The organism is Tepidibacter aestuarii (genome assembly GCF_934924865.1).
In the GTDB taxonomy this organism is placed as follows: domain Bacteria; phylum Bacillota; class Clostridia; order Peptostreptococcales; family Peptostreptococcaceae; genus Tepidibacter_A; species Tepidibacter_A aestuarii.
The window spans coordinates 1,970,193-1,987,113 of sequence record NZ_OW235315.1 but is presented as its reverse complement, the minus strand read 5'-3'; the positions used below and the strand labels follow the sequence as shown (position 1 = coordinate 1,987,113).

Annotated in this window: 16 protein-coding genes and 1 pseudogene; 15 read left to right on the top strand and 2 right to left on the bottom strand. The window is 28.5% G+C overall.

The genetic code is table 11. From position 1 onward, the window contains the following. The first annotated feature begins 504 nt into the window (after positions 1-504). The gene (locus tag M2214_RS09850; RefSeq protein WP_248476921.1) at positions 505-876 is read left to right on the top strand and encodes a hypothetical protein; all 372 of its coding nucleotides are present in this window, start codon (positions 505-507) and stop codon (positions 874-876) included. 46 nt (positions 877-922) lie between these two features. Here the strand turns inward: M2214_RS09850 and M2214_RS18435 are convergent, their stop codons facing one another. Further along, entirely contained in the window at positions 923-1,090 is a 168-nt protein-coding gene (locus M2214_RS18435) for an ATP-binding protein (protein WP_305879796.1), read from the bottom strand. Between the two features lie 243 nt (positions 1,091-1,333). On the opposite strand from M2214_RS18435, the gene M2214_RS09840 reads away from it, so the two are divergent. Next, positions 1,334-2,431: a M12 family metallopeptidase gene (locus M2214_RS09840; protein WP_248476919.1), complete on the top strand. Its 1,098-nt coding sequence runs from the start codon at positions 1,334-1,336 to the stop codon at positions 2,429-2,431. A gap of 434 nt (positions 2,432-2,865) precedes the next feature. Here the strand turns inward: M2214_RS09840 and M2214_RS18360 are convergent. After that, positions 2,866-2,964: pseudogene (locus M2214_RS18360) on the bottom strand (L,D-transpeptidase); the annotation flags it as partial. A gap of 470 nt (positions 2,965-3,434) precedes the next feature. Between M2214_RS18360 and M2214_RS09830 the strand changes: the two are divergent. The 13 genes from M2214_RS09830 to M2214_RS09770 all read left to right on the top strand — a co-directional run bounded on the left by M2214_RS09830 (position 3,435) and on the right by M2214_RS09770 (position 16,901). After that, positions 3,435-4,496, top strand: a complete 1,062-nt coding sequence (locus M2214_RS09830) for a hypothetical protein (protein WP_248476917.1) — start codon at positions 3,435-3,437, stop codon at positions 4,494-4,496. Then, positions 4,478-5,026, top strand: a complete 549-nt coding sequence (locus tag M2214_RS09825) for a DUF5050 domain-containing protein (protein WP_248476915.1) — start codon at positions 4,478-4,480, stop codon at positions 5,024-5,026. The genes M2214_RS09830 and M2214_RS09825 overlap by 19 nt, the downstream gene beginning before the upstream one ends. Positions 5,027-5,421: 395 nt before the next feature. Further along, positions 5,422-6,336 (top strand): DMT family transporter, encoded by a 915-nt coding sequence (locus tag M2214_RS09820; RefSeq protein ID WP_248476913.1) that lies wholly within the window; start codon positions 5,422-5,424, stop codon positions 6,334-6,336. Positions 6,337-7,551: 1,215 nt separating this feature from the next. Further along, positions 7,552-7,704, top strand: coding sequence for a hypothetical protein (locus tag M2214_RS09815; RefSeq protein WP_248476911.1), 153 nt, complete (start codon positions 7,552-7,554; stop codon positions 7,702-7,704). A 181-nt stretch (positions 7,705-7,885) separates the two neighbouring features. Next, positions 7,886-8,113, top strand: coding sequence for an RNA 2'-phosphotransferase (locus M2214_RS09810; RefSeq protein WP_248476902.1), 228 nt, complete (start codon positions 7,886-7,888; stop codon positions 8,111-8,113). 958 nt (positions 8,114-9,071) lie between these two features. Continuing rightward, positions 9,072-10,085, top strand: a complete 1,014-nt coding sequence (gene aroF, locus M2214_RS09805; protein WP_248476900.1) for a 3-deoxy-7-phosphoheptulonate synthase — start codon at positions 9,072-9,074, stop codon at positions 10,083-10,085. Positions 10,086-10,098: 13 nt separating this feature from the next. After that, entirely contained in the window at positions 10,099-10,947 is an 849-nt protein-coding gene (locus M2214_RS09800; protein ID WP_248476897.1) for a prephenate dehydrogenase, read from the top strand. A gap of 2 nt (positions 10,948-10,949) precedes the next feature. Further along, positions 10,950-12,014, top strand: a complete 1,065-nt coding sequence (gene aroB, locus M2214_RS09795) for a 3-dehydroquinate synthase (protein WP_248476895.1) — start codon at positions 10,950-10,952, stop codon at positions 12,012-12,014. A gap of 21 nt (positions 12,015-12,035) precedes the next feature. Then, positions 12,036-13,337 carry a 3-phosphoshikimate 1-carboxyvinyltransferase gene (gene aroA, locus M2214_RS09790; RefSeq protein ID WP_248476893.1) on the top strand — a complete coding sequence of 434 codons (1,302 nt, stop codon included), beginning with the start codon at positions 12,036-12,038 and terminating at the stop codon, positions 13,335-13,337. After that, positions 13,315-14,415, top strand: a complete 1,101-nt coding sequence (gene aroC, locus M2214_RS09785; RefSeq protein ID WP_248476879.1) for a chorismate synthase — start codon at positions 13,315-13,317, stop codon at positions 14,413-14,415. The genes aroA and aroC overlap by 23 nt, the downstream gene beginning before the upstream one ends. After that, on the top strand, positions 14,403-15,551 hold the full coding sequence (gene pheA / locus M2214_RS09780; RefSeq protein WP_248476877.1) for a prephenate dehydratase: 1,149 nt from the start codon (positions 14,403-14,405) through the stop codon (positions 15,549-15,551). Before aroC ends, pheA begins: the two co-directional genes overlap by 13 nt. Before the next feature lie 22 nt (positions 15,552-15,573). Next, complete coding sequence (gene aroE / locus M2214_RS09775; protein ID WP_248476875.1) at positions 15,574-16,404, top strand: shikimate dehydrogenase; 831 nt, start codon at positions 15,574-15,576, stop codon at positions 16,402-16,404. Beyond that, on the top strand, positions 16,401-16,901 hold the full coding sequence (locus M2214_RS09770) for a shikimate kinase (RefSeq protein WP_248476873.1): 501 nt from the start codon (positions 16,401-16,403) through the stop codon (positions 16,899-16,901). The genes aroE and M2214_RS09770 overlap by 4 nt, the downstream gene beginning before the upstream one ends. The last annotated feature ends 20 nt before the right edge of the window (positions 16,902-16,921 follow it).

The window sequence follows — 16,921 nt, the reverse complement described above, 5'->3', positions numbered from 1 at the left end:
GATGGGAACAGAAGTACTTCGGAATATGATGAGTTGGGAACATAATAAAACTTAGCGTATCTAACATATAAACTACTTTATGTAAAGATTTTTAGTCCCTAAACTACTTCAAGCTCACAGGATTTCCCCATTTGTTGGGAAAGGAAACCGTTCTTACAATGATAATCCAACAAATATTTGAAAATTCATGTAGGATACATTTAATATCGGAACATAAGAATCAACCTGTGCACTATTGCTAACATATTGGAGGGGATATAGAACCCTAAAGCAAAGGTATAGTCATAACTTTAAATAAAAGATATAGAGAGGTGAAACGAATAGGTGAAAATCAGATCTTGATTTTGTATAAATAAAAAGGGGTTAGAGGCTATTCTAACAAGAGAAGTTTTACAAAAAGTTTTGTGAAGTTTTTTGATTTCTATTCCAATATGATGAACCAGATACAAATATCTAATAGATTTTAGTGCATAAAATTTCAGTGTTTTTATCATACTAAAGCTGATGAAAAAAGCTACGCATATCACGGAGGTGAACTTGTTAATGCCAACACTTATTATTGATAGAATATCCATTGATTATTCTTATCAGATTCCAGAAGATAGCCCATTTGCTTTTGAATTTTGCGTACAACATGGAGATAATAAAGTCCAGAAATCTATGGAGCCTAATCCAAGGTACAAAGTAGGTAATATCATTGAATTAGATTTACATGTTACTAATATAGAGATAGGTGCAATTATCGAATGGAGAGTAAAGGGGCAATACAATCTCCATTCCGATGGTGAATTTAAAGCTACGCCTAACGGATGGGCAACTTATCCTACAAGGGGGTATGGGACCAGCTTGTATTGGCATATGGCAGGAGTATTGTAAATGTCAATACTCAAATGTACTAAAATGTCATTCTCAAAATGCAGTTTTATACCAAAAGATTTGTATACTTTGTACTATCCTTGATAGAAATCATTATAACATGTGAGTGGGGAAGAAGTCTATCCAAAATAGCGTTAGCTATTATAGTATCACTTAAGATTTCGCTCCACTTACTAAATGGTTTATTAGTAGTTATAATCGTAGATTTTTTCATATCTCTTAGCTATCACAAATAGTCTCAATCATTTGTTTCGCATAGCCAAGATCTTGCTTAATAAAGATGTTTTTTTCTGAGGTGAGACAGATGAAGTTTACGCAAATGTCACCGTTACACCGAGTGTTCTAACTGGAGATTTTACAAAGAGCAATAAAGTTGAACGCAAATTTAAAACAATTGATTAATCACGTGGGTAAAGTGTAGAGTTATGTGAAAAATCATAAAAAAGGAGGTAGAAAAATGACTGAAGAAAAAAAAATCACCAACTATTGTTCAATGCCGGTAGTTTCTGAAAGAGAATTTGGGGTGCACGTAAACCCTTATCGACGTAGTCTTATAAGAATACTTGGAAAGAAGTGGGTAAACGGTACAGTGTTACATTATTATTTCTTCGATAAAGAAACTGATGGAGCGTATGTAGACCTAACTGATGGATCAAGAGAGTGGAGAACATGGACTACTAGTGAAGAGGAAAAGAATGTTGTTAGAAATGCTTTTAGTAAATGGAAAGATATAGGTATAGGGCTTGAATTTAAAGAGGTAGCAACAAGAGATGAAGCAGAAGTAAGAATAGGTTTTATGAGAGGTGATGGTGCTTGGTCGTATCTAGGTAGAGATATTATAGATCTAAATTTAGGAAAAGATGAAAGAACAATGAATTTTGGATGGGATTTGACACACGATGAAGATACAGCTATGCATGAAATTGGCCATACTTTAGGGTTTCCACATGAACACCAGAATCCTAAAGCAGGTATAGTATGGAATGAACAAGCTGTATACACCGAGTTAGCTAGTCCTCCTAATTATTGGTCTCCAGAAAAAACCTATTATAATATAATAAGAAAAATAGATTCGGATACTATACAAGGGTCTAAATGGGATCCAAATTCTATAATGCATTATCCTTTTGGTCCAGGACTAATTATAAGTCCAGAACAATATAAAAATGGAATATATCCAAAACCTGGCTTATCAGAGCATGATAAGGAATGGGTCAGAAAGTTTTATCCACCACTTGATGATAACGACTTAGAAGAACTTCCACCATTTGCAAGTAGTAAGCTTATGCTGAATCCTGGGGAGCAGAAGAACTTCATCATAAAACCAAGCGAAACGAGAAAATATAATATTGCTACTTTTGGTAAATCTGATTCTGTTATCATTTTATTAGAAAAAAACGATAATGGTGAATTATATATTGCAGGTGATGATGATAGTGGCGAAGATTATAATGCAAGTATGAACTTGAAATTATACAGAGGTAAAAAATACATATTGCGTGTTCGACTGTATTATCGTCAAAGAGCAGGCGAGACTGCGGTTATGTATTGGTAGAGCACAACGCTTACCTAACCCTTTAGTGAAGCGGGCATCAGTTTTGCCTAGACAGTGTTTATTACGTGAATATATCATTCAACTGTTTTACAAAGTATAATATTAGAAAATGTATAAGATTTAATGAATGAAGGAGATAAATAATAAGTTTTCAAAGCGTAAACATTAAATAAAGAATCATTTGGCATGATATCTAAATTCAATAGGTCCAAAGGTATTAGCAATGACGTTTAATTTCTAAAATTTTCTCTAAAAAATGTAATGTCCTCTAAGCAAATTGCTATTATATTTTTATGTAACTATAACATATCATGTATGTTGAGTAGGTGGTTTTGTTTAAAAGGAAATAAATATAGTAGCAAAATATTAAAAAATAAATTAATTTTAAAGAGAAGAAAAGTAGTATAACTTTTCTTCTCTTTTTTATACATAATCTATATAATTTGAACAACGGTTCCAATTGGAACTAAATTAGAAAGTTCAAGGACATCTTTATTATACATTCTTATGCAACCATTAGAAACAGCTTTTCTATAGAGGAAGGATTGTTTGTGCCATGGATATCGTAATGTGGTTTACTGAGTCCAAGCCATCTTACACCAAAAGGTCCGTCAGGATTGATTGCTTTATTTACAATTGTAAATGTTCTTTTTGGGGTAGGGGTGGAAGGCTTCGTTATAGCTATAGGATATTATCTAGTGTTTTTATACAAGATAAGTCTTTGTTCAGCTTGTATTGACATCTATTTTATAATTGAGTATTTTGTATGAAAAGAAAAATCTTATTGATATTATATGATAAATATTGTGTTGGATAGAATTTATGTGAAAATCTAAACTAAATATAGAATATTCTATAAACTATAAATGGCAAACAAAATCCTGTTCACATAGCTAATTGAACTTGGACTTACCTTGTTGAATAATATGTAAAAATTTAAATTTATTACCAATGAACATGATATAATAATTATAGATACTAAAAAACTAGGGAGTCCATTTATATGGAAAAGAAGATTTTTACATTGGTAGCTGTATTTGTAGTTTGTTTAAGCTTTATGCTAATTAGAGAAGAAAGTTTTGCTGCAGAAAAAAGTGTAAAAGTTACATTACCAAAATTTAATGTTACTATAAATGAAAATAAGATTGATAATTTATATAGAGAATATCCACTTTTGGTATATAAAGATATGACATATTTTCCAATGACATGGTATGATTGTAGGCTTTTGGGATTAGAAACAAAATGGACACAGGACGAAGGTTTTAAAATTGTTCAAGGTAAGGTTACATCTTCTTATGTACCATACAAGAAAAAGCACAAAAATAGAAATAGCTACAATGCAACTATACCTACATTTGAGATTACAGCAAATGGGAATTTAATAGATGATTTTAAAGAAGAGTATCCTCTTTTAAGCTTTAATAATGTAATATATTTTCCACTCACATGGAAGTTTGCGCATGATACATTTGGATGGGAATATGTTTGGGATAAGTCAGAAGGACTTATGATAAAATCTAATAACCCACAGGTAACAACAGTTAATCTTCCTAAATATGCAGGTGAAAATAATGTTGCAGTATTTGATGGGTATTATTATTTTGTAGAAACAATAAATAATACAAATAAAGTATATAGAGTTAAGGAAAATAATTTATCGAATAAAGAACTAGTATATTCTTATGAATTCGATTACAATAATAATTTACCATTTTATACAAGAGATAAAGCCCTTTGGTTTCACTATCATGTTGGAACTGCTGTAATGGGGCGAGATGTATATTGTAAGGTAAATAATAATGGAAAAGCTATAGTAGAAGAAAGTGGTTATCTTGATTTTAAAAATACTTCTAAGGGAATATTGGAAATAGATCAAGGGCCTTCGCAAAGTAGCAACAATCTTTGGCTTATACCAACAGGACAAGAAAGAAGGGATGGGAAAAGTATAGGCAATCCAAATCTTATATATGGATTGCATTTTGTAGGAACAGGATATAACCCGGATGGTTCTACTATTGTAGTGGATGATGATATATATATATATTGGCATCTGCTTATCTAATAAAAAATAATGAAAAAAATTATATTTATAAAATAAATTTAAATACAAATGAAACTATAAAGATTACAAATTTTGGAGTGGAAAATTTTAAAATTGCAAATAATAAGATTTATTATGTAAAAGATGAAGATCAGTATTTATATTCATCAAAGTTAGATGGAACAAATGAAAAAAAATTATCGGATAATAAACTTTCAGGTTATTATGATAGGGATTATGAAGTAGATGAAAATATATATTATACTATATCAAATAAAGATGGGAATTTAAGATTGTATAAGGTAGATACAGCTAAAGAAGACACACTTGTTTTAAAGGAGTATTTAAAAAATATTAAAATAGAAAATAATAAAATAATATGTACTCTTTTACAAGGAGAAGATTATGGTATAAAGGTGTTTGATAAATCTGGTGATTTAAATTTAGCAATTACAGATCAAGTTTCTGATAGTTTTGTATATGGTGACAAAATTTTAATAATTTTAGGAAGTGATAAAGCAATAAAAATAGTGGACTTAAAAAGTAATTAACCTGTTGTGCTAGTTAAATTATGAAATAGCCAATATGTAAATGAAGGAATCTTTAAACTTAGGAGTTTGCTTTAAAAAAATGGCGATTTTCATCTTTTACTGAAAGGATTATACATATATATGTTTTATCATAGTGAATGTTTTGGATAAAATTGCTATTATGTCGACTGGTGGATGTGGCCTCAGATATTGATCCAAATACATTATAGAAGAATAGGTGATTTTAAAATAATCAGGGCGATCTAATTAAAATGAAGTTGTTTTTTTATGTGGATAAAGTACAAAATTATTAGGATTTATTTGTATTATTTACAAAGGTATAAATTAGTAAAAGTAGAATTAATTAAAGGAATATTATAATTCATTACTAATTTGATTTGAAAGGGGAGGATTAAATGGAGAGTAAAACATTACAAGCTAATATACTTTTATTAATTATAGCTGCAATATGGGGATTTGCATTTGTTGCACAAAGAATAGGAGCTCAGTATGTAGGCGCATTTACTTTTAATGGAATAAGATTTGCTCTTGGAAGTCTTTCCTTAGTGCCATTAATTTTTTATTTTGATAAAAGAAAGAAAAATGAGGGTAGTAATGAGAATAATATTGAAATGATCCAGAGGAAAACAATTATATCTGGAGCATTAGTAGGATTAATGCTTTATTCAGCTGCAACACTTCAACAAGTTGGTATTAACTACACAACTGCTGGAAAAGCAAGCTTTATTACAGGACTTTACATGGTTATTGTTCCGCTTATAGGAGTATTTTTAAAGCAAAAAATTGAAAAAAACGCATGGGTTGGAGTAGCTCTTGCTGTTGTTGGACTATATCTCTTAAGCATAAATGAAAATTTCAGTATAAGTTTTGGAGACTTACTTGAACTTATAGGAGCTGTTTTCTGGGCTTTTCATATTTTAACAATAGATCATTTTTCTAAAAAGGTTGATCCTTTAAAGTTATCATGTATTCAATTTGCAACATGCTCAGTTTTAAGTCTTATATCAGCTTTAATCTTTGAACATATTACTGTTAGTGGGCTATCAAGTGCTTTAATTCCAATACTTTATGGTGGACTTTTATCAGTTGGTATAGCCTATACTCTTCAAGTAGTAGCACAAAAAGACGCTAAGCCATCTCATGCAGCTATAATCCTGAGTATGGAATCTGTATTTGGAGCTATAGGTGGTGCAATTATGCTTGGAGAGAGCATGAGTTCTAGGGGGTATATAGGCTGTGTTCTTATACTTGGAGGCATACTTGTATCACAGATTAAATTTCCTGAGAAGGAATATATAAAAGGTAAATGAGAAAATAACTATTATAATATAGAAAATCTCAAGCAAACTCTAGAAGAAATAGAAGAAGAGCAAAGAAGAGGGAAATCATTTTCATTTCGTTGAGATTATAAGGAGCTTGATTGAGATATATTCAAATGGCTGAGAGGGGCTATCCGATGATGGAGGTTCCTTTTTTCTTATTCTTTTGCACTCGTATAGATACTGCCTTTGAAGCGTAACAATTTAGAGAATTGTGATGGGCTTAATTACAATATATGGAGTCAAGGCAGTAGCGGGTTATGGCGCCGCTACACGCGCCTTGAATTTTTCATATTGGCGCTTGTGAATGCGTTGGCATTTCTCGGATCAAGCCTTTTGGGGATTGCCGGAATTTTCGGTGCCCTTGTGGTTTCGTACTTCATTACAGGTGCTGTTGCACATTTTATGGTGAAGGTTGTTTATTGCAAGATAGTATTTTTATTTCTTTTTCTGTAAATGCTTTATTATTCATATTTCCCTTCGCTAATCTACTTTATTTCATTATACACAAAAATACCCTATAGGATAGTCAAATTTTGATTGTCTATTCTATAGGGGACAGGATATATCAATACTTGATTTTTATAATAATATATTAGATTATGATAGACCATAGTCTATGAATAAAATAAAAGGCTTCTATAGTAAAAGTGTTAAAGAAATTACTAATATTGACGATTGAACTATGAAAAATGAAAAATAATTCTATAAAATAGAAAAAAACATATTAAATAATATTAGAAAAAGTATGAAGAGTATAAGCTTTTAATGGGGTAGAGTATAGGTATTGTAATTAGTCCATAGAAATAAATTTATATTTCACTAAATATATTCCTATAACCTCTATAAATTCAAGAAATGTTAAGTTAATATCAATTGTTGAAATATTCAGAAAATTATTATAATATAAATACAAATATTAAAATATACAGTAGTTATCAACATAAAGATATCTTCTATAAAATTTTAGAGAATATCAATCTTTTAGAAATTCAGTCATAGAAAATCAAATATTCCAATATTTTAATACCCGCAAAATTAGTTGGGGATAAGGAGGCTTACGCTCGACTTTAAGTAAAAACAGTTTTAAAGAAGAAAGAACCTTAAGAAACCATTAAACACAAAAAAACCAAAAAATACTCTAGAAAAAGAAGATTTTGGATTTTCGTAAATAATTTAGAATTAAGAATAAAAAGGAGGTTACTTATGGTTTCCAATAATAAGACTATGATTTGTGAAAAACATGAACTCAAGGATATTGAAAGTATTTTAAATTGGATGGGTAGTGATTATATCTTTTATTATTCATGTGAAAATTGTAAAAACTGCAAGAAATGTAATAAATGTCATAAAATTTAATTGATAATTTAGTTATTAAGTTAATAAATTTAGATCGTTTTTAGAGATTTAGGCAGGTAGGATGCGATTATTTGATTTAGTATATAAACTATATAAATTTAATAACTATTTGTTTTACAGTTATCCAAAACCCCTTTATACAAAGTTAAGACCAAATGGTATAATATATTTGTGTGAAGGGGTGTTTTTATGCAAAGAAATTTCTTTTGCTTTAAGGCATGAGCCATGGAAATATGAGTTGGAGTTAGCTGAAAATGGTTGGGTGGATATATATCAATTGATTGAATCATTAAGGTATGATATAAAGTGGAAGTCTTTAAATATAAAAGATTTAGAAATTATAATTAAAAAATTAGATGAAAACAGACAATATATTCACTTATCGTCAGATATTGAAACAGCAATATAAGTAGGAAAAAGAAGAGCTGAAATTTCAATTCTTCTTAAAATTAATGCAAAACAAGCATCAATAGATGGGGTGCAATTTTATCATACAAATGATACGATTTGATTTGTAGACTTTATTGACTCAAAATATATTATACAAGAATAGGTGATTTTGAAATAATCAGGGCAATCTTATTAAAATGAGGTTGTCTTTTTCATGTGAGTATTGCGTTAGTCGGTTTAGTTATTGATTTAATACATACAATTTTAAGATAAATTTACATCATAAAAAAAGTTATATAAAAAATAAAAAAAATATTGTGTGATCGATTGGATTTATGTTGACAATTTTGAAAATTCTGATATAATTACTAAAAATAACAAAATTATTATTAATGGAATATTACTTTGGAGGTATGAAAAATGGAAAAACTTATTAGAAAGGGAAATATAGAACAATTTAAATTTTATTTTTTTAGCTGGAGCTATTTTTACTTTTATAGCGCTGGATGGTTGTTATACAAAAAAATAAAAAATTGTCTTTCTAATGAGAATAATAAAAAGTTATGTATTTGTGTATAAAAAAGTATATATTAGTTTTTTTAATATATATATTTTTAAATAACATATACTAAAACAAAGAAGACTCATTAGACGGGTCTTCTTTTTTTATTAAAAAAATAAAAACAAAATTATTTTGGAGGTATGAAAAATGGAAAAACTTATTAGAAAGGGAAATGTAGAACAATTTAAATTTTACTTTTTTAGCTGGAGCTATTTTTACTTTTATAGCGCTGGATGGTTGTTATACAAAAAAATAAAAATTCATCTTTCTAATGAGAATAATAAAAAGTTATGTATTTGTGTATAAAAAATATATATATTAGTTTTAAATATATATTTTTCCAATATATACAAACATAAAGAAGACTCATTAGATGAGTCTTCTTTTTTTATAAAAATTTAAGGAGGTAATTAATATGGTCATTGTTATGAAACCAAAAACACAAGAAAGTGAAATTGAAAAAATTAAGGTTAAAATGCAGAGTTTAGGGTGCCAAGTTCATGAATCAATAGGAGATAATTATACTATTTTAGGTTTGGTTGGCGATACAAGTAAAATTGACCCAACTATTATTCAATCAAATAGAAATGTAGATAAATTAATGAATGTACAGGAACCATATAAAAAGGCAAATAGGATTTTTCATCCAGAAGACACTATAGTTACAGTGAATGGTAACAGTATTGGAGGAAATAAATTTGCTGTTATTGGAGGTCCTTGTTCTGTAGAAAGTGAAGAACAAATTCTAAGTATTGCTGAGGATATTAAACAAGCAGGTGCTACATTTTTAAGAGGAGGAGCTTTCAAACCTAGAACATCACCATACAGTTTTCAAGGGTTAAGAGGAGAAGGACTTGAACTTTTAAAATTAGCAAGAGAAAAAACAGGTCTTCCTATAGTTACAGAACTTATGTCTGCTGATGTTATAGAAAAATTTATAGAAGATGTAGATGTTATACAGATAGGTGCAAGGAATATGCAAAATTTTGATTTATTGAAAGAGGTAGGAAAAACCCAAAAACCTGTTTTATTAAAAAGAGGCATGTCTGCTACCATTGAAGAATTTCTAATGTCAGCTGAATATATAATGTCAGAAGGGAATGAAAATGTAATACTTTGTGAGAGAGGTGTAAGAACGTTCGAAAAATACACAAGAAATACTTTAGATTTAAGTGCTATACCTATAATAAAAAGACACAGCCATTTGCCAATAATTGTAGATCCTAGTCATGCAGGTGGACTATGGTGGTTAGTTGAACCATTAGCTAAAGCAGCCATGGCAGTTGGTGCAGATGGATTAATGATAGAAGTTCATAATGACCCTGCTAATGCTAAGTGTGATGGGCAGCAATCTATTAAACCTGAAAAATTTAAATCATTAATGAGTTCGTTAAAACAAATAGCGAATATAGAAAATAAAGAAATATAATGGGGTGATGTATTTGGATGAGTTGGATTTTAATATAACTATTGTAGGGTTAGGGCTTATTGGTGGATCATTTGCAATGGCATTAAATAAATTAAAACCTAAAAATTTATGGGCTGTTGATATAGATGAAGATGCTATTAAAACCGCAAAGAGTCTGGGGATAATTGATAAAGGATACTTACAACCTGAAATTCCACTTAAGAATTCTGATATAGTAATTATCTGTTTATACCCAGAATTAACAATAAAATTTATAAATGATAATATGAATAATTTTAAATCAGGAGCTATAATAACTGATACTGCAGGTATTAAACATAAAATATTAGAAAAAATAAATTCATTTTTACGTAAAGACTTGGATTTTATTGGTGCTCATCCAATGGCAGGAAGAGAAAGTAAGGGGATTGGGTTTGCATCAAAGGATATATTTAATGATGCAAATTATATAATCACTCCTACAAATAAAAATAAAAAAGAAAATATTGAGATTTTAGAAAATATTATTAAAAGTATAGGTTGTAAAAATATAGTTAAAGTTAGTCCGAAAAAGCATGATGAAATTATTGCTTTTACAAGTCAATTACCTCATATAATAGCATCAGCTCTTGTGAACAGTGATATTGAGGAAAATACAAATTTATTTATTGGAGGAAGTTTTAAAGATGCTACAAGAGTAGCAAATATGAATACTCAGCTTTGGTTAGAAGTGTTTATAGATAATGGGAAAAATATAATAGAAAAGATAGATATTTTTGAAAAAAGTTTATCTCAGATTAAAAATTTAATAATAAATAAAGATATTGATTCATTGGAATCTATATTTGAAAAAGGAAAACTTAAGAGAGGGGAGATAATGTAATTATGCATACTTTAAATATAAATCTTCCTCAGAAAAATTATCCTATATATATTGAAAAAGGGCTGATAAATAACATTGGAGAAGAGTTGAAAAAAATATACAAGAACAAGAAAATAGCTATAATTACAGATGCAAATGTTGAAAAAATATATGGAGAAAAAATAAGAAATAATCTTAAAAATGATTTTGAAGTCAAAATGATTGTTTTAGATCCTGGTGAAAAAAGTAAATCAATAGATGTTCTTCAAAATGTTTATGATGAGCTTTTAGATTTTGAAATAACTAGAGCTGATTTAATAATAGCATTTGGAGGAGGTGTTGTTGGGGATTTGACAGGTTTTGTAGCTTCTACACTACTTAGAGGAATACCATTTGTACAAATTCCAACATCTCTACTTGCACAAATTGACAGCAGTGTAGGTGGAAAGGTAGCAGTTAACTTACCTAAAGGTAAAAATCTTATAGGAAGCTTTTATCATCCAGAAGCAGTTTATATAGATCCAGAGTTATTAAATACTCTTGATAAAAGATTCCTATATGACGGAATGGCTGAGGTAATAAAGTATGGTTGTATAAGGGATGAAAATTTATTTCAAAATCTACTCAAATATAATAGTGATCAAGAGTTATTTAATAATATAGAAGAAATAATATATAGATGCTGCAAAATAAAGAAGGATATAGTAGAAAGTGATGAAAAAGACACAGGAGAGAGAATGATATTAAATTTTGGGCATACTTTAGGTCATACTATAGAAAAACATTTTAAATATGAAAAGTATACTCATGGAGAAGCTGTAGCAATAGGGATGCATTATATAACTAAAAAAAGCGAGGATATAGGTATAACTCAAAAAGGAACAGTAGATAAAATAAAGAAAATACTGATTAAGTATAAACTACCATATGAACTGCCTAATATGAATAAAAAAGAAGCTATCGAAACTATTAATTTAGATAAGAAAAATAAAGGAGATGATATTAATATTATTTTGCTAAAAAGAATAGGAGATAGTTTTTTAAAGAAGATAGATAGAAAAGATATGAATATTTATATAAAAATTTAGACGACAAAAGGAGTTTTTAGAGTGAAATGTGTAAAAATAACACCATCAATACTTGAAGGAGAAATCAGAATACCACCATCTAAAAGCATTAGCCATAGAGCTATAATTTGTGGGGGATTTAGTGATGGAATAAGTAACATAGAAAATATTGCATTTTCTGATGATATTATTGCCACATTAGAAGGTATGAAATCTTTAGGGATAAAAGTTAAAAAAAGTGAAATAGATTCAGGGAGTGGAACAAGTAAAATTTCAATAAAAGGAAATGAAGCATTAAAGCTAATAAATAATCAAATTGATTGTAAAGAATCGGGATCTACACTAAGATTTTTTATACCAATGGCTTGCTTGATTGGAGAAAGTATAACTTTTACTGGTAGAGGAAAACTTATAGAGCGACCTCTTGATACTTATTATGAAATATTTAAAAAACAGGGTATACAGTATTTAAATGATAATAAAAAATTACCTTTAAGTGTTAATGGAATATTAAAACCAGGAACTTTTGAAATTAAAGGGGATGTAAGTTCTCAGTTTATTACTGGACTTATGTTTGTATTACCAATACTTAATGGAGATTCTAAAATAGTAATAACAACTGATCTTGAATCAAAGGGGTATGTCGATTTAACAATTGATGTTTTAGATAAGTTTTCTATAAAAATAGAAAATAATAACTATAAAGAGTTTTATATAAAGGGAAATCAAAAATATGAAGTTAATGATTATAGAGTAGAAGGAGATTTTTCTCAAGCAGCCTTTTGGACTGTGGCAGGAATACTAGGAGATAATATTAAATGCATTGGTTTGAATGTTAGTTCTCTTCAAGGAGATAAAGCTATTTTAGATATAGTAAAAAATATGGATGGAGATATAGTTATAAATAATGAATTTATTGAAGTTAAAAGTTCAAAAACAAAAGGAATAGTAATTGATGCTTCTCAATGTCCAGACCTTGTTCCGATACTTGCAACCTTAGGATCTTTAAGTGTTGGAACTACAAAAATAATTAATGCTGCTAGACTTAGAATAAAAGAATCAGATAGATTAAAAGCCATAGCCACAGAGTTAAATAAATTAGGTGCAGATATTAAAGAATTAGAAGATGGGTTGTTGATTAATGGAAAAGAAAGGTTAAAAGGTGGAACTGTTGATAGTTGGAATGATCATCGTATAGCCATGGCTTTAGCAATTGCTTCAATAAAATGCAGTGAACCTGTTATTATACAAAACAGCGATTCTGTAAAAAAATCTTATCCAACATTCTGGAGTGATTTTAAAAAGCTAGGAGGAAGAATAGATGAGTGGAACATGGGGGAATAATATAAAACTTTCAATCTTTGGGCAGTCTCATGGAAAAGCCATAGGAATAGTTATAGATGGTCTTCCAGCAGGTATAGAATTGAATTTTGATTATATAAATAACGAAATGCAAAGAAGAGCACCAGGTAAGAATAAAATATCTACACCAAGAAAAGAAAGTGATGAGTTTGATATATTAAGTGGATATTTTAACAATAAAACAACAGGAACACCACTATGTGCTGTTATATATAACACGAATCAACATTCGAAAGATTATGAATCTATAAAAAATGTTATGAGACCAGGTCATGCCGATTATACAGGATATATAAAATACTCAGGTTTTAATGATTATAGAGGGGGAGGACATTTTTCAGGGAGATTAACTGCACCATTAGTTTTTGCAGGAGCAGTAGCAAAACAAATTTTAGAAAGAAAAGATATAATAATTGGAAGTCATATAAAAAGCATAGGTAATATAAATGAAGAATATTTTGATTGGGTAAATCTTAAAGGTGAATTTTTGAAAGAGATAGTAAAAAAAGATTTTCCTGTTATTGATGATGAAATAGGGATAAAAATGAAAGAATTAATTTTAAAAGAAAAAGAAGAAGAGGATTCTGTAGGAGGAATAGTTGAAACGGCAGTAATAAACTTCCCAGTAGGAATAGGTTCACCATTTTTTAATTCAATTGAAAGTAAACTTGCACATATACTATTTTCTATTCCAGCAGTAAAAGGAGTTGAATTTGGAGCAGGATTTTATATTACTAAAATGAAAGGTTCTGAGGCTAATGATGAATTTTTTATAGATGAAGATAAAGTTAAAACCTATACAAACAATAATGGAGGAGTACTCGGTGGAATTACTAGTGGTATGCCTATTATATTTAGAACTGCATTTAAACCTACTCCTTCAATAGGAAAAGTGCAGAAAACAGTTGATATATCTAAAAGAGAGAATATACAAATAAATGTAACGGGACGTCATGATCCATGTATTGTACAAAGAGCAGTACCAGTTGTTGAAGCTGCTTGTGCTGTATCTTTGTTAGATTTAGTGATAGAAAGGGAGGGGGTAAAATGGATAATTTAAGGAAAGAGATTGACTGTATAGATAAAGAACTTATTAAGTTGTTTGAAAAAAGAATGGAAAAAGTATTAGAGATAGCTGAATACAAATATGAAAATAATTTTCCTATATTAAATATATACAGAGAAGAACAAGTTTTAAGTAAAAATACTAATTATATTAAAAATAAATATTTTCAAAAATCAGCACAAGAATTTTTAAAAAATATTATGGATATTAGCAGATCAATTCAAGAAGATCAATTAAGTAATTATATTGATATAAGTGATAAAAAAAAACATAAAACAAAGAATACAATATACAAAAATAAAGAAAATGAATATATAGTAGGTTTTCAAGGAGTGCATGGATCTTTTAGTGAACAGGCTCTTATAGAGTATTTTGGAGAGGAGGCTAAAACTAAAAATCTAAATGAATTTGAAGATGTTTTTAAAGCACTCAAAAACGATAAGATAGATTATGGAGTACTTCCTATTGAAAATTCGTCTACTGGTGGAATATCAGAAATATATGATTTGTTACGTAAATATGGACTTTATATAATAGGCGAGAAATGCTTAAAAGTAGATCATAATTTACTGGTTATTAAAGGTACTAAAATAGAAGATATCAAAGAGGTATATTCACATTCTCAAGCTTTTCAACAGAGCAGTGAATTTTTCAAAGGATATCCTGATTGGAAACTGATTCCTTATAGTAATACAGCTATTAGTGCAAAGTTTATTAAGAATGAAAATTCAAAAACGAAAGCCGCTGTATCTAGTAAAAAAGCAGCACAATTATACGATTTAGATATACTTGAATCTAACATAAATTTTAATCAAAGTAATTATACAAGATTTATTGTAATAGGTAAAAATCTTGAAATAAGTAATGATTGCAATAAAATTAGTATATTGTTTTCTATTTCACACAAACCAGGTACTCTTTTTAATATTCTAAAGTATTTTGCTCAAAATAATTTGAACATGACAAAAATAGAATCAAGGCCTATTATTGATAAATCATGGGAATATTTCTTCTATATTGATTTTGAAGGTTGTTTGAGGGATGAAGTGGTAAAAGAAACAATTAAATTAATTGAAAAAGAGAGCATATATTTTAAATTACTTGGAAATTACAAATCGCATAAAATATAAAAAGTTTAAAAGGGGGATTGCTTTGAGTAGTTTATATGGACTTATAGGAGAAAAGCTAGGCCATAGCTTTTCTTCTATAATACATTCAATAATATTTAAAGAGTTAAGTATAGATGGACATTATCATTTATTTGAAGTTAATAATGAACATTTAAAAGATGCAGTGTTTGGATTAAATGCATTAAAAGCAAGAGGAGCAAATGTTACTATACCGTATAAGGTTGACATAATAAAATATTTAAATGGTATGTCAATAGAATCTAATAAAATAGGAGCAGTAAATACAATATGTTTTAAAGATAATAAAACTATTGGATATAATACTGATTACTATGGATTTGGAATAATGCTTAATAAATATAATGTTAATGTTAAGAATAAAACTGCTGTAATACTTGGAACGGGAGGAGCTTCAAAAGCTGTAGTCCAATACCTTTTAGATAAAGAAATAAATGATATTGTATTTGTAAGTAGGGATATTAGTAAAGTGGATGAAAAATTTAAAAAATTTAAATTAATATCATATGATGAAATAAAACATTTAAAACAAAAAGATATAATAATAAATTGCACACCATGTGGAATGCATCCTAATGTAAATATTTCTCCTATTAATAAAGAAGATATGTCAAAATTTAAAGTAGCAGTTGATTTGATATACAATCCTACACAAACTTTATTTTTAAAATATGCAAAAGAATTAGGATTAGTATCTATAAATGGATTGTATATGTTGATAGGGCAAGCTGTAAAAGCAGAAGAATTATGGAATAACACAGAAATTGATAGTGCTATTTGTGATAAGATCTATTATAAAATTAATTCAATACTGCAAGGTGGTAATAATGAATGAGAAAGATAAATAAAAATGTAGTTCTTATAGGAATGCCTGGATGCGGCAAAACAACTATAGGAAATATTTTAGCTCAAAGATTAAGTATGGAATTTATTGACATAGATAAATATATCGAAGAAAAAGAAGAAAGAAGCATTACAGATATATTTAATTATGGAGAAGATTATTTTAGAAAAATTGAAAGTAAAGCAGTAGAAGAGGTGAGTAGTAAGTTTTCTATGGTTATATCTACTGGAGGAGGTGTAGTGAAGTTATATTCAAATATAGAAAGACTTAATAAAAATGGAATAATAATATTTGTTAACAGGCCCATAGAAGACATAATTTCTAATGTTGATATAAGTTCACGTCCTTTATTAAAAGATGGAAAATACAAAATTTATAACCTATTTAAACAAAGGTATTACCTTTATAAGAAATATTGTGACTATGAGATAATTAATGATACAGAATTAAATGAAGTTGTAGGTAGAATAATTAAATGTGTAGATTAAATAAAATAAGGAGATGAAAT